The following is a 12,987-nucleotide window of genomic DNA, read 5'->3' as shown; positions in this document are numbered from 1 at the left end:
GGATTGAGTGGAATCGCGCAGCGATCCACTCAATCCGTGAATCCGTCTCTAATCAAATAGTCAAACAGGGGGACGCCATGGCTTTGCGGATGCGCGACAAGGTCGCCCTGGTGCTCGGCGCCGGCTCGTCCGGCCCGGGCTGGGGCAACGGCAAGGCCGCCGCCGTGCTCTATGCCCGCGAAGGAGCGAAGCTGGTCGCAGTCGACGTGCGGGCGGAGGCGGCAGCGGAAACCGCCAAGATCGTCGCGAGCGAGGGCGGCGAGGCGCTGGCGCTCGCCGGCGACGTCACCGACGAGGCCCAGATCCAGGCGATCGTCGCCGAGACGCTCGCCCGCTTCGGCCGGATCGACGTGCTGCACAACAACGTCGGCATCACCGACATCGGCGAGCTCGAGGACATCACCAAGGAACGCTGGCAGCGGGTGATGGACATCAACCTGACCGGCGCGATGCTGGCGTCCAAGGCGGTCGTGCCGGCGATGCTGCAGCAGGGCGGCGGCGCCATCGTCAACATCTCGTCGACCGCCGCAATCCATATCAACGACTACCATTATTATTCCTATTCGGCGTCCAAGGCCGGCTTGAACCACCTGACCCGCGCGCTCGCCATCCGTTACGCCAAGGACAATATCCGGGTGAACGCGATCATGCCCGGGCTCATGGACACGCCGCTCATCCATCGCCAGATCGCCGGCAGCTATGCCGATACCGAGGCGATGATCGCCGCGCGCAACGCCAGGAGCCCGATGGGCCGCATGGGCGACGCCTGGGACGTGGCGCGCGCGGCACTCTTCCTCGCCTCCGACGAGGCACGCTACATCACCGGCGTCTGCCTGCCGGTCGACGGCGGGCTCACCTGCCTCGCGGGATAGGCGCGCTTAGTGAATTGTGATCGTGCCGTCGAACGGCACGGCCGGGCGCACCGGCCGCACGTCGTCGCCCAGGCGGCGCGGCAGAAGGAGATCCTGGCACGCCATCGCGCGGCCGAGCGCCGCCGCTGCTTCGACCAGCCGGTCCAGGCCTTCGGGCCGGACCAGCCAGCGGCCGGTCGCGGTCGCGAGATTCATGTCGCCGGCCTGGGTCGCCGTCACCAGGGTCAGGACGCAGACCTCGTCGGAACCGAGACAGGGGCAGCCGGGCTGGTGATACCGGATGACCCGGCGCGCGTGGCAGCGCAGCGCCTCGACGAACATGGCGAATGAGCGGAGCGCGCCCTGGGCGGCCGTATCCGCGAATTGCCGCCGGAATTCGCGCTCGACCAGCGCCCAATTCTCCGTGCCGGACACCCAGCGCCGGAACGACCAGACGACCAGCCGCTCGGCAAGCTCGAGTTCGCTGAGGCTCGTCGGATGGTGAGGGGTGTGTCCGGACATCATCGTCTCCCGTAGTTCCAGGTCGAGCGAGACTAAGCGATATTGCGAATGATTTTCAATATCATTCGCAGCATGAAGATTGCCCATAAGGCACGTGGTTTGTGCCCGGCCGTTACGATTCCCTAACCAAGGCAAGCAACAATCGCCGCAACGACGCCCGTGGCCACGACAGCCCGGCGCAAGAATGCGATCCGGCCCAAGCAAAAACCGCCCCACAGGGAGCACCCTTATGTTCCGCCTCAACAATCTGTCGATCCGCACGATCCTTGGCCTCGTCATCGGCACCATGGGATTGCTGCTGGTCATCGCGAGCGCCGTGGCGCTCTCGGATGCGGTCGAGCGGAGCGCCAACGCCCATCGGGTCGAAACGGCGAGCCTCACTTCCCGGCATCTGTTCAAGGCGCTCATCAATATGCGCAACGAGCGCGGCGCTGAGATCAGCGGCTTGCTTGGCGATGCCCCGGTCAGCAGCACGACCGAGGCCGATATCGCCAAGCTGCGCGCCGCGACCGAGCAAGGCTATGCCGACGGTCTCAAGGCGCTGCAGGACCTGGCCCTGCCCGAGCTTGCCGACCCGATCGCCCGGCTCGTCTCAAGCCACGACGCCGTGGCCGCCTTGCGGCCCAAGGTCGACGCCGCGATCCATCAGCCGAAATCCGCGCGGGATGCCCAGCTCGTGCAGGATTGGCCGAAAATCACGCAGGCCCTGCTCGACGGCATTCTCGGCGCCAGCGATCCGCTCGAGGCGTCCTTGAAGCTGGTCGATCCGGTGGTCGACCACTATCTGTCGGTCAAGCGCGCCGCCTGGGCGACCCGGCTCAATCTCGGTCTGGCAGCGCTGCTGACGCAATCGGCGGTGGCCTCGAACCAGAGCCTGTCGCCGGCCGACGCGCTCGCCTGGTACCAGGACACGGCGCGCGCATCGGCCGCCTGGGTCGTCGTAACCGAGGCCGCGGCGCGCAAGGATGCGCCGCCGGCACTGGTCGTGGCCGTGACCAAGGCGAACGGCAATTTCTCCGGCTCGATTTACGACGGCCAGAAGGCGCTGGTCGATGCGCTTGCCGCCGGGCAGAAAGCGACCATGCCGATCGATGATCTGCGCAGGCTCAACACCGAATACACGGGCTATGCGGTCGACGTGCTGAACGTGGCGCTCGACCAGATGGTGGCGCGGGCGGATCCCGAGGCTGGACTGGCGACGCGCACCCTGGTGCTGGACGGGCTGTTGCTGCTGGTTGCGGTCGGGCTGGCGGCGGCCGGGTTCGTGATCGTGCGTCGGCGGGTGAGCGGGCCGATCCTTGAGCTGACCGCAACCATCGACCGGCTGGCCCAGCAGGATTTCGCGGTCGAGATCCCGGAAAAGACGCGCGATGATGAGATCGGCCGCATGCAGCAGGCGCTCATCCTGCTGCGCGAGAACGGCCGCCAGCACGAGCTTGCCGTCGCGGCCCGGATCGAGGAGCAGGCGGCAGCATCCCGGCGCGCCGCGGCGATCGAGACGCTGTGCCGCAGTTTCGACGGCCAGGTCGGTGCCAGCCTGGCCGCGGTCGGCCAGGCGACGGCGCGGCTCATGGCCTCGTCGGAGGCGATGACGACGGCCGCCGGCCGCTCGGCCGCCGAGACCGGGACGGTCGCCTCCGCGGCGCACGAGGCCTCGGCCGGCGTCAACACGGTCGCGGCCGCGGCCGAGCAACTGTCGAGCTCGATCGCCGAGATCAGCCGGCAGATGAGCCAGTCGACCGCGATCTCGAACGACGCCATGGACAAGGCCGGCAAGACCGACACGACGATCGCCGGCCTGGCGGCGGCCAGCCAGAAGATCGGCGAGATCGTGACGCTGATCAGCAGCATCGCGAGCCAGACCAACTTGCTGGCCTTGAACGCCACGATCGAGGCGGCGCGGGCCGGCGAGGCCGGCAAGGGCTTCGCCGTCGTGGCCTCGGAGGTGAAAAGCCTTGCCAACCAGACGGCGCGGGCGACCGAGGACATCACCCAGCAGATCAGCCAGATCCAGGGCATGACCCATGACGCGGTCGAGGGCGTGCGCGCGATTTCGGAAGTGATCCGCGAGATGGGCGGCATCACCGCCGGCATCGCGGCCGCGGTCGAGGAGCAGGGGGCGGCCACGAGCGAGATCGCCCGCAATGTCCAGGAGGTGGCGCGTGCGGCCGACCAGATCTCGGCCAGCATCAACGGCGTCTCCGCCTCGGTCGACCAGGCGAGCACCGTCGCGGGCGAGGTCGGCGAAGCGGCCCACGCCATGGGCACCGAGGCCGATGTCTTGAAGGGCGACGTCGCGGGATTCCTCGACCAGATCCGCGCCGCCTGACGACGCAAGACCTGGCAGCGGGCATCCCCGCCGCCGGGTCAAGCCATCAGCGGGTGATGCCCAGCACGTAGCCGACCCAGACGAAGATCAGGCACAGCGCCACCGAGCCCAGGATGTAGCCGCCGGCACGCAGGAATTCGCCGGCCTGCAGCAGCACCAGGGTCTGCAGGCTGAAGGACGAGAAGGTGGTGAAGCCGCCGCAGATCCCGACCATCAGGAAGATGCGCGCGTCCGACGGCACGTCGTAGCTTCCGTCCGGCCCGGTCAGCGACGCGACGAGGCCGATCACGAACGAGCCGATGATGTTGATGCCGAGCGTGCCCCAGGGAAAGGCCGGCCCGGTCAGGACCGCGACCACGTTCGCCATCCAGAAACGGGCCATGCTGCCGATGGCGCCGCCGAGCGCCACCCAGGCGTAGGTTTGAATCACGGCTGCAACGTTGCGCGTCTCGCCTCGTCAGGGGCCTGCGCCGCGGCGGCGGCCGGACGGCGGGCATCGGCCAGGAGCTCGCGCGCGACCTCGGCCGCCAGCTGCTCATAGCCCGCGTCCGCCATGTGCAGGCCGTCGCCCGCCATGAGCTGCGTCTCGGTCACCTTGCCCTCGGCAAGCCAGCGATGCATCAGGTCGTAGCGGCGCACGACGGGCACCGCCGTGTCCGCGCCGATGCGGCGGACCGCGTCACGAAACGCAAAGGCGCCGGGCGTCGCGCGCATCATCCGGCAATCCTGCGGCTCCATCAGCACGACATCGATGCCGGCCGCCCGCATGCGGGCGATGCCGTCGCGGGTCAGCGTCTCGAACCGGTCGAGCGGCACCTTGCGGAGCGGATCGTTCGTGCCGGTCTGCCAGATGACCAGGTCGGGCTTGCGCTGGATCACGTCCTTCTGCAGGCGGGCCAGCATGTCGTCGGCATCCTCGCCGCCGATGCCGCGATTGACCACGGTGACGGCCTCGCCCGCCGGCACCAGGGCCGCCAGGTCCGCCTCGAGCCGTGCCGGATAGGCATGGCTCGGCGAGCTGGCGCCGATGCCCTCGGTCGAGGAGGAGCCGAACGCGACGATGGTGATCGGCGCGCGATGGGCGAGACGGGCCGCGACATGCGGCAAGGCGGCTGCCGGCTGCGCCAGCGGCGAGGTCGCGAGCCGGATGGCGTCGGCCGCCGCCGGGCGACTTGCGCTGGTACCGATCGCCGTCGCGGCCACGAGGGCGAGGACGGGGGCAACAAAATGGCGGCGGGTCCGGGATCCTTCGACCACCCGACCGCCGCCAAGGCTTGGGAGGAACGTCATGGGCCCAGCATGCCCGGCTTTGCTTAAAATTGCATTGCCGAAGTGGTTGGGGCCGATGTGGCTGGGGGCCGAAGTGGCCAGGGTTTCAGTGGCTGAGATGGATACGGGAAACCGGCTGGGCGGGCCGAGATGCGGTCCGGCCGGCCTCGAGCAGGCGGCCGAGCCGGAACAACACCAGGAAGCCGATGCCGTTCACCGCGATCTGCAGCCAGAGCGGCGTGCCGAAGGTCTCGAACGACAGGCGCCCAATCAGCGACAGAAGCGTGCCGACGGCGAACACCTCGAGCGAATGCTTGCCGCAGGCGATGACCGGCTTCACCAGCGGCCGCTCGGCCAAAGCCCGGAACCAGCCCGAGGTGAGCGCCAGATAGAGGACGGCCAAGATGTTGATGAGCCGGAACGGTGCCAGCACGGTCTTGTCGGTCAGCGGCACCGCGATGAACTGGACGTCCCACAGGCCCCAGGTGTGCCAGGGGGCGGCGACCAGCAGCGCGAACAGCAGGTAGGCCCAGGCGGCGGCGCTGAGGCCCGGAACGGTCGGCAGGCGGCCGTCGCGCCGGCGCATCACCATGGCGAGCCCGATGCCGATCGCGAACAGGAACTGCCAGGCGAACGGATCGAGGAACCAGCGCCGCTGATAGACCGTGTTGGGCAGGTTGAGCGCGGGGTGGAGATTGGTCAGCAGCCACAAGCCGGCGGACAGGCCGAGGGCGGCGATCGGGTTCCTGCGCATCAGCAGATAGACGACGGGGAACACGCCGATCAGCACGATATAGAGCGGCAGGATGTCGAGATAGGCCGGCAGCGCCTCGAGGATCAGCCCGTGGGTCATGCCGCTGCGCATGCCGCGGTCGAGAATCGGCTGGATCGGCGAGATGTCGAGCCCGAAGCGCCGCCCCCAAGCCCAGACGATGCCGAGCGTCGCGACCAGAAGCCCCATCTGGACCAGGTAGAGCCTGAGGCAGCGGGCGCCGATCCGGCGCAGCCCCGGCATGGTGCCGTCGCGCTCGAAACAGCTGCCGTAGGCCATCATCGAGGAAAAGCCGGCGAGCACGACGAACAGCTCGGCCGCGTCGCTGAACCCGAAATTACGGAACGTCAGATACCCGAGTAGGTTGCCCGGCACGTGATCGACGAAGATCGTCAGCAGCGCGATGCCGCGCAACAGATCGACGCGCGGATCCCGGCGTACGAGAATCCTCGGCGAACCCATGGTGGTGCTCCGGCGGGCCTCTTTGACCCATTAACTCAGATCCGATGCCCGCTGTTCCAGCGCGATCTGGTGCGGCAGATCGGCACGGCTCCTCGATCGATAAAATGCCATACAACAGAATCTAAAATACGAAACAAATATCGGATAATAATTTCTGAAAAATCGACCGGCTTTCTATGCTGTTAGCAATATCTGAACCATTCCTGATGCACTCTCAATGCCGCCACCATCATTCTGAAAGCTGTACACGACACTTTCGATGAAGGGCCGGTATTGCGAGAACATTCAGAGAGTTCTGCGAGTGTTTATCATGCAGGATCTTCAATCAGACTGGAAAAAATGGACGTGGTTTGAGCGCATTTCGGCGCTCTGCGGCCTGTTCACCCTCGCTCTTCTGGTGCCACTTCTGGCTGTAGCGGCACTGCAAACGCACTGAGCAGGACGGTCCAAGTAGAAACGGTCGCCACCTCTCGCAGAAGTGGACGGCGGCCCGGACGACGTCGTTCGACACGTTCGAGCGCCCTCCCGATCGGAAGGGCGCTCGAATGGTTTTTTGGGGATCGAGGGGAACGGCCAAGATCATTCGGCTGCCACCGTCACCCCTTTCGTCTCGACCGCCCCTCGCTTCTGTGACCGGGCGGCGAGCTTCCGCCTGAGCGAGCGGGCCGAGTCCGCCAGGATGAGCAGGCCGCCCGCCAGGATCGCCGTATCCTTCAGCACCAGCCGGCCGGCGCCGGAGAGATAGGGGAAGCCATGCTCCGCGTCGCCCAGCGCCGGGACCCAGGCTTCGGGCGTCGTCACCAGGAACGAGAGCGTGACGAACGGCGTCAGGAACGCCAAGAGCGCGCCCAGGAAGCCCAGCGGCACCGAGATCGGGTCAAGCAGCACCAGCGTACCGATGGTCAGTTCAACGACGCCCAAGCCGGTGGAGAAGCCGTAGGTGTTGTTCTCGGTCTGCCAGGCGCGCTCGGCCGGCACCAGCTGGCCCTCGCGGGTCAGATGCGCCCGATACTGGTCGGGATGCTTGTAGAACAGCGACATGACCGGGTTGTTGGCGACGAACGGCGTGATGCTGTCGGCCTCGTACGGCACGAACTTCAAGGCGCCGATCCACAGGAAGATGACCGCGACGGCAACGCGCATGAGGGCGAGGCCCAGGCGGTCGCTGGCCCCGAGACGGGCCAGCACAGTGTCGACAAGGGAGCGCATGATCCAGACTCCTTTCGCAAGCACGGGTTGGGAGAGCGGGTTCAGGCGTTGGTCGCCTGGGCGTAGGCGTCGAGCACGCGGGCCGAATAGACGATGCCGGCGCCGGCATTGATCGCGGTCGCGACCCCCAAGGCCTCGGCGATCTCCTCGCGGGTCGCCCCCTGGTCGATCGCCGCCTTGGTGTGCACCGTGATACAGCCGTCGCAGCGGATCGCGACCGCAACCGCGAGCGAGATCAGCTCCCGCGTCTTGGCGCCGAGCAAGTCGGTCTTCTGGCCGGCGGCGCTCAGTGCCTGATAGCCCTTGATCGTGTCCGGGCTGAGCTTGGCGATCTCGCCGACCTTGACGGTCAGCTGCTGGCGATAGGTGTTCCAATCGAGCATGGACATCTTAAATCTCCTGTTCTCAGAACCGCTTGGCCTGGCCCAGCGGCCGATGCACAGAAGGTAAGGCCGAGCCTCGTCACGCCCGATGGCAGCAAGGATCAGCGAAATGGCCCAACGGATCGATCTTGCGCAGGAGGAGCGCTATCCGACATGACGCCGTCCGGATCGCCCGATGCCTTGAGCGGGCTCGCGCCGCTGCTGCGCGTCCGGCCGGAGCTCGAAAGCCTGTGCCGGTTCGGCGCGCAATGGGCCTCGCCGCACGAGATCTCGACCGGCGGCTGGGCACCGTTCCATCTGGTGGCGCGCGGAAGCTGCGGGATCGAGGTGGCCGGCCTCGCACCGATCCCGCTCGAGGCCGGCGATGTCGCCGTGCTGCCTCATGGCGGCGCCCACTCGCTACGCGGCCCGACGACGCCAGCAAGCCTCCAGCGGGCGGCCGCACTCCGGCTCGGCCATACCGGTGCGATCCTGCTCAAGACGAATGTCGAGGACGAGCCCGACACGGAAATCGTGTGCGGCCGGCTGATGTTCGAGCAGGCGCACCAGAACCTGATCCTGGCGACCCTGCCGCCGGTCATCGTGCTGCGCGCCCGGCAGGATCCGGACAGCGACCAGCTGCGGCAGCTGATGGCGGCGATCCGCGATGAGCTCGATGGAGCACGCCCGGGTGCCGTCGCGATTGCGACCGATCTCGCGAGCGCGCTCCTGGTCATGGTGCTGCGCACCTATCTGGCGCGCGAGCCCGCTCATCCGGGCCTGCTGGCGCTCCTGGGCCAGCGCCAGTCGGCGCGGGCGCTCGCCGCCATGCTCGAGGCGCCGGCGCACGACTGGGCGCTCGACGAGCTTGCGGCCCATGCGGGCGCCTCGCGCGCGACCCTGGTGCGCCTGTTTCAGAAGACTGCCGGCATGGCGCCGCTCGCCGTCCTGACCGAGCTCCGGCTCGGCCTCGCCCGGCACAAGCTCCTGGCCGGCACCGCGACCCTCGCCGCGATCGCGGCCGAGGTCGGCTATCAGTCGGAGAGCACGTTCAGCCGCGCCTTCCAGCGCCGCTTCGGCATCAGGCCGGGCGAGGCGCGCCGGTCGGGGGCGGCTGCCTAAGCCGGCTCCTCAGCCCCGTCGCGGTCAACCAGGAAGTCGAAGTCGCAGCCCGCGTCGGCCTGCAGCACGCTGTCGTGGAACAGCCGGGCATAGCCGCGCCGCGCCCAGTCGGGCTTGGCCGTTGCCGGCAGGGCCGCCCGGCGCCGCTCCAGCTCGGCCTCGTCGACCAGCAGGTCGATGCGCCGGGCCGCGACGTCGAGCCGGATCTGATCGCCGGTTTGCACGAGCGCCAGCGGTCCGCCAACCGCCGATTCCGGCGTCACGTGCAGCACGATCGTGCCGAATGCCGTGCCGCTCATGCGGGCATCGGAGATGCGCACCATGTCCTTGACGCCCTGGCGGCCGAGCTTCTTCGGGATCGGCAGGTAGCCGGCCTCGGGCATGCCGGGCGCACCCTTGGGGCCGGTATTGCGCAGGACCAGCACGTCGTCGGGCCCGACGTCGAGATCGGGCGCGTCGATGCGCGCCGCCAGGTCCTCGACCGAGTCGAACACCACCGCGCGGCCGGTATGCTGCAGGAGCCGAGGCGAGGCGGCCGCATGCTTGATGAGCGCACCGCGCGGCGCCAGGTTGCCGGTCAGCACCGCCATCGAGCCCTCGGGCTTGATCGGGTCCTGGACCGAGCGGATCACGTCCTGGCCCGGCACGATCTCGGCCGCGGCGGCCACTTCGCGCAGCGTGCCGCCGGCGACGGTCCGGCAGTCGAGATCGATCCGGTCGCCCAGCTGTGCCAAGAGGCGCGGCAGGCCGCCGGCATGGTGGAAATGCTCCATGTAATGCTGGCCCGAGGGCTTCAGGTCGATCAGCACTGGCACCTCGCGGCCGAGCCGATCGAACTCGGCGAAATCGAGCGCATGGCCAACGCGGCCGGCGATCGCCGTCAGATGGATCAAGCCGTTGGTCGAGCCGCCGATCGCCTGCAGAACGGTCGCGGCGTTGCGGAACGCGGCCGGGGTCAGGAGCTCGCTGGGCTTCGGCCCGCCCGTGACGGCCATTTCGGCGGCACGCTTGCCGCTTGCCTCGGCGAGCCGCACGCGCTCGGCATGGGGCGCCGGAATGGTGGCGCTCATCGGCAGGGAGAGGCCCAGCGTCTCGGTCACGCAGGCCATGGTGCTGGCCGTGCCCATGACCATGCAGGTGCCGACCGAGGGGGCCAGGCGCCCGTTCACCGTATCGATCTCGGCCTCGTCGATCTCGCCGGCGCGATAGGCGCTCCACAGCCGCCGGCAATCGGTGCAGGCACCAAGCTCCTCGCCCTTGTGATGGCCGACGACCATCGGCCCGACCGGCACCACGACCGTCGGCAGGTCGACGCTTGCCGCCGCCATGATCTGCGCCGGCAGTGTCTTGTCGCAGCCGCCGATGACCACGACCGCGTCCATCGGCTGGGCGCGGATCATCTCCTCCGTGTCGATCGCCATGAGGTTGCGCAGGAACATCGAGGTCGGGTGCGCGAAGCTCTCGTGGATCGAGATGGTCGGGAACACCATCGGCATGCCGCCCGCCAGCATGACGCCGCGCTTCACCGCCTCGATCAGCACGGGCACATTGCCGTGGCACGGATTGTAGTCGCTGTAGGTATTGGTGATGCCGACGATCGGCCGGTCGAGCGCATCGTCGGAATAGCCCATGGCCTTGATGAACGCCTTGCGCAGGAACAGCGAGAACCCCGCGTCGCCGTAGCTCGTCAATCCCTTGCGCAGACCCTTGGACATCTTGGCTCTCCTCCCGATCGAAAATTACAGGGCGAGCCTAGCACAGAACCGGCGGGGTCAATGGGCGAGCGCTCCGATTAGGTCGGAGTAATCGTCGGTCCAGACGCGCCGGCCGGCGGCCGGCTTGAGCGCCTGCCACCGATTGTCGTCCGCGATGGCGGCCAGGTCCTGCGGCGCCCGCGCGACGACGACCCATTCGGACGCGTCCTTCTCGTCCGTCGAGGCCTCGCCGGACGAAGCGGACGCCGCGTCGTCGTCGGCGTCGTCGGTGCTGTCCTCGTCGGACCAGTGGCGCGCGGCGAGGCCGAGCGAGCCCGCGATGTCGGCCAGCACCGGCGCCAGATCGAGATAGCGGTTGGAGATATGGAACACGATGAGCCCGCCCGGCCTGAGCTTGGCGAGATAGAGCCGCACCGCCTCGCGCGTCATCAGATGGATCGGGATCGCGTCCGAGGTGAAGGCGTCGAGGATGATCATGCCGTAGGCGCCGTCGGGCGCCGCCGCCAGCGACCGGCGCGCATCACCCAGCACGATCGCGGGCGCGGCGGGACAATCCTTGACGAACGTGAAGAGCGACGGGTCGCGGGCGATCGAAACCACCGCCGGGTTGATCTCGAAGAAGGTCCAATGTTCGCCCGTATGGGCGTAGCAGGCGACGGTACCGGTGCCGAGGCCCACGACCGCGACATTCGCGGTGACCGAGCTGCCGCCGACCGTATCGAACAGCTGACCCAGCGGCCCGTCCGGATGATAGTAGCTCAAGGGCTGCAGGCGGCGGGCCGGGTCCAGGCTCTGGGCGCCGTGCGTCGTGGTGCCGTGGAACAGCACGTGCAGCGGCGGCTGCTCTTGCGCCACGACCTTGAGCACGCCGTAGAAATTGCGCACGTGCTTCAGCAGCTGATCGCTGTCCGCGCCGAGCGTGCTTCCGAGGAGCAGCGCCGCGATGCCGAGGCCGAAGCGGATCGGCCGCGCCGCAAAGCCGAAGACGACGAGCGCCAGCAGGATCACGAGAATGAGCGTTATCGTGCTGTTGCCGTCCGTCCAGTCGAGCCCGGTGTAGCGCGGCACGCCCACCACGAACAGCAGCAGCGCCACCGGCAGCAGCGCGTCGCCCGCCGCCTGCCAGAGCCAGTCACGCCGCAGCCGGAGACCAGGCCGCAGCAGGCAGGCCAGCACCAATACCAGCGGATATTCGGCGACGCCGGTGAAGACGACGGGCGCCAGAAGCGCATTGAAGATGCCGCCGAGCGCCCCGCCGACCGACACCAGGAGATAGAATTCGGTCAATTGCGCGACCGGTGGCCGCAGACGGGCCACTTCCTGATGACAGAGCAATGCCGTCACGAAGAAGGCCGCGAGATGCAGGACGAAGAGCGGCATGGCCTCGCCGCTCTGCTGGGTGAGGAGCGTCACCGCAAGCGCCACCATCAACAGCGCCTGCGCCTGGCTCGTCAGCCACTCCGGCAGTGCCACGACCCGCTGAAACGCCAGCACGAAGCTCAAAAGATAGAGCATCAGCGGAATGACCCAGAACAGCGGCGCCGCCGCGACGTCGGTCGTGAGATGCGTCGTGACGCCCAGGAGCAGGCTCGACGGCACGAAGGCAAGCACGATCCAGCGCAGCCGGAGGAGTGCCGGCACCGTCCCGGGCGCGGCCTCGGTTACGGTCGAGTCGACGTCGGTCGGCTTAACGCCGGCGGCGGGCTGGACACGTTCCTTGTGCCAGACGACACCGGCTGAGAGCGCGGTGAGCACGGTCAACAGCAGATAGGCTGCGGTCCAGCCGCGGTTCTGATCGACCAGAGAGAGATGCGGCTCGATGAGCGTCGGATATGACGCGAGGGCCACGAGGCTGCCGAGATTGCTCGCGGCATAAAGGAAGTAGGGATCGCGCGACGACCGTGTGCCGAGCCGCGCGAACCAGGCCTGCAGCAGCGGCGCCGTCCCGGCCAGCACCACGAACGGCGGCCCCACCGTGATGACGAGCGCGCGCAGCAGCCACGGGATCGGGTTGGCATCATCAGGCGGGTCGCCGAGCCCGGCGACGGAGACCGGCAGCAACGAAGCGGCGGCCAAGAGCAGGACCGGATGGAGGAAGACCATGAATCGGCCGCTGAGCCGGCGGATGCTGCCGTGCGCATAGAGGTAGCCCAGCAGCAGGGCGACCTGGAAGAACACCATGCAGGTGTTCCAGACCGCTGCACTGCCGCCCAGTACCGGCAGCAGCATCTTCGACACGACGAGCTGGATCCAGAAGAGAAGTGCCGCGCCCGTGAAGAGCGTGACGCCGAACAAGAGCTGCATCATCGGCTTCGGTCTCGATCAAGCTGGTCGTGGGCGGGGAGCGCCGCGCGAGAACGCCGCAGCACGGGAG

12 protein-coding genes are annotated in these 12,987 nt (G+C 68.1%); 4 read left to right on the top strand and 8 right to left on the bottom strand.

Features of this window, described 5'->3' with window-relative positions:
- Nucleotides 1-77: 77 nt before the first annotated feature.
- A complete protein-coding gene (locus IEY58_RS22530) occupies nt 78-872 on the top strand; it encodes an SDR family NAD(P)-dependent oxidoreductase (protein ID WP_189049993.1) in 795 nt (264 codons plus the stop codon).
- A gap of 6 nt (nt 873-878) precedes the next feature.
- Here IEY58_RS22530 and IEY58_RS22525 read toward each other — a convergent pair whose 3' ends face one another.
- Nucleotides 879-1,373 carry a hypothetical protein gene (locus IEY58_RS22525; RefSeq protein WP_189049991.1) on the bottom strand — a complete coding sequence of 165 codons (495 nt, stop codon included), beginning with the start codon at nt 1,371-1,373 and terminating at the stop codon, nt 879-881.
- A 229-nt stretch (nt 1,374-1,602) separates the two neighbouring features.
- On the opposite strand from IEY58_RS22525, the gene IEY58_RS22520 reads away from it, so the two are divergent.
- Nucleotides 1,603-3,702, top strand: a complete 2,100-nt coding sequence (locus tag IEY58_RS22520; protein ID WP_189049989.1) for a methyl-accepting chemotaxis protein — start codon at nt 1,603-1,605, stop codon at nt 3,700-3,702.
- Nucleotides 3,703-3,748: 46 nt separating this feature from the next.
- Here the strand turns inward: IEY58_RS22520 and crcB are convergent, their stop codons facing one another.
- The 3 genes from crcB to IEY58_RS22505 form a co-directional block, all read right to left on the bottom strand.
- Nucleotides 3,749-4,129, bottom strand: a complete 381-nt coding sequence (crcB, locus tag IEY58_RS22515; protein WP_189050110.1) for a fluoride efflux transporter CrcB — start codon at nt 4,127-4,129, stop codon at nt 3,749-3,751.
- Nucleotides 4,129-4,992: an SGNH/GDSL hydrolase family protein gene (locus tag IEY58_RS22510; RefSeq protein WP_189049987.1), complete on the bottom strand. Its 864-nt coding sequence runs from the start codon at nt 4,990-4,992 to the stop codon at nt 4,129-4,131. The genes crcB and IEY58_RS22510 overlap by 1 nt, the downstream gene beginning before the upstream one ends.
- Nucleotides 4,993-5,077: 85 nt before the next feature.
- Nucleotides 5,078-6,205 carry an OpgC family protein gene (locus IEY58_RS22505; RefSeq protein WP_189049985.1) on the bottom strand — a complete coding sequence of 376 codons (1,128 nt, stop codon included), beginning with the start codon at nt 6,203-6,205 and terminating at the stop codon, nt 5,078-5,080.
- Between the two features lie 310 nt (nt 6,206-6,515).
- On the opposite strand from IEY58_RS22505, the gene IEY58_RS34670 reads away from it, so the two are divergent.
- Nucleotides 6,516-6,641: a hypothetical protein gene (locus IEY58_RS34670; protein WP_268237591.1), complete on the top strand. Its 126-nt coding sequence runs from the start codon at nt 6,516-6,518 to the stop codon at nt 6,639-6,641.
- 143 nt (nt 6,642-6,784) lie between these two features.
- On the opposite strand, the gene rclC is transcribed toward IEY58_RS34670, so the two are convergent.
- Nucleotides 6,785-7,414: a reactive chlorine resistance membrane protein RclC gene (gene rclC, locus IEY58_RS22500; protein ID WP_189049983.1), complete on the bottom strand. Its 630-nt coding sequence runs from the start codon at nt 7,412-7,414 to the stop codon at nt 6,785-6,787.
- Between the two features lie 41 nt (nt 7,415-7,455).
- Entirely contained in the window at nt 7,456-7,803 is a 348-nt protein-coding gene (locus IEY58_RS22495) for a carboxymuconolactone decarboxylase family protein (protein ID WP_456057527.1), read from the bottom strand.
- A 147-nt stretch (nt 7,804-7,950) separates the two neighbouring features.
- Between IEY58_RS22495 and IEY58_RS22490 the strand changes: the two genes are divergently transcribed.
- The gene (locus IEY58_RS22490; RefSeq protein ID WP_189049981.1) at nt 7,951-8,898 is read left to right on the top strand and encodes an AraC family transcriptional regulator; all 948 of its coding nucleotides are present in this window, start codon (nt 7,951-7,953) and stop codon (nt 8,896-8,898) included.
- Here the strand turns inward: IEY58_RS22490 and IEY58_RS22485 are convergent.
- Both IEY58_RS22485 and IEY58_RS22480 read right to left on the bottom strand, forming a co-directional pair.
- Nucleotides 8,895-10,613: an IlvD/Edd family dehydratase gene (locus IEY58_RS22485; RefSeq protein ID WP_189049979.1), complete on the bottom strand. Its 1,719-nt coding sequence runs from the start codon at nt 10,611-10,613 to the stop codon at nt 8,895-8,897. The two genes, IEY58_RS22490 and IEY58_RS22485, sit on opposite strands and share 4 nt — an antisense overlap.
- Before the next feature lie 57 nt (nt 10,614-10,670).
- The gene (locus IEY58_RS22480; protein ID WP_189049977.1) at nt 10,671-12,920 is read right to left on the bottom strand and encodes a spermidine synthase; all 2,250 of its coding nucleotides are present in this window, start codon (nt 12,918-12,920) and stop codon (nt 10,671-10,673) included.
- Nucleotides 12,921-12,987: the final 67 nt, after the last annotated feature.

The organism is Aliidongia dinghuensis (assembly GCF_014643535.1).
In the GTDB taxonomy this organism is placed as follows: Bacteria; Pseudomonadota; Alphaproteobacteria; order ATCC43930; family CGMCC-115725; genus Aliidongia; species Aliidongia dinghuensis.
Note: the sequence above shows the minus strand (reverse complement) of the source record. Positions and strands in the feature narration are given on the sequence as shown.

What these genes read in the sequence shown, in the direction of transcription:
- rclC (WP_189049983.1), bottom strand. Translation starts at nt 7,414, where the DNA reads ATGCGCTCCCTTGTCGACACTGTGCTGGCCCGTCTCGGGGCCAGCGAC.
- IEY58_RS22525 (WP_189049991.1), bottom strand. Translation starts at nt 1,373, where the DNA reads ATGTCCGGACACACCCCTCACCATCCGACGAGCCTCAGCGAACTCGAG.
- IEY58_RS22510 (WP_189049987.1), bottom strand. Translation starts at nt 4,992, where the DNA reads ATGACGTTCCTCCCAAGCCTTGGCGGCGGTCGGGTGGTCGAAGGATCC.
- IEY58_RS34670 (WP_268237591.1), top strand. Translation starts at nt 6,516, where the DNA reads ATGCAGGATCTTCAATCAGACTGGAAAAAATGGACGTGGTTTGAGCGC.
- IEY58_RS22520 (WP_189049989.1), top strand. Translation starts at nt 1,603, where the DNA reads ATGTTCCGCCTCAACAATCTGTCGATCCGCACGATCCTTGGCCTCGTC.
- IEY58_RS22490 (WP_189049981.1), top strand. Translation starts at nt 7,951, where the DNA reads ATGACGCCGTCCGGATCGCCCGATGCCTTGAGCGGGCTCGCGCCGCTG.
- IEY58_RS22480 (WP_189049977.1), bottom strand. Translation starts at nt 12,920, where the DNA reads ATGATGCAGCTCTTGTTCGGCGTCACGCTCTTCACGGGCGCGGCACTT.
- IEY58_RS22505 (WP_189049985.1), bottom strand. Translation starts at nt 6,205, where the DNA reads ATGGGTTCGCCGAGGATTCTCGTACGCCGGGATCCGCGCGTCGATCTG.
- IEY58_RS22495 (WP_456057527.1), bottom strand. Translation starts at nt 7,803, where the DNA reads ATGTCCATGCTCGATTGGAACACCTATCGCCAGCAGCTGACCGTCAAG.
- IEY58_RS22485 (WP_189049979.1), bottom strand. Translation starts at nt 10,613, where the DNA reads ATGTCCAAGGGTCTGCGCAAGGGATTGACGAGCTACGGCGACGCGGGG.
- IEY58_RS22530 (WP_189049993.1), top strand. Translation starts at nt 78, where the DNA reads ATGGCTTTGCGGATGCGCGACAAGGTCGCCCTGGTGCTCGGCGCCGGC.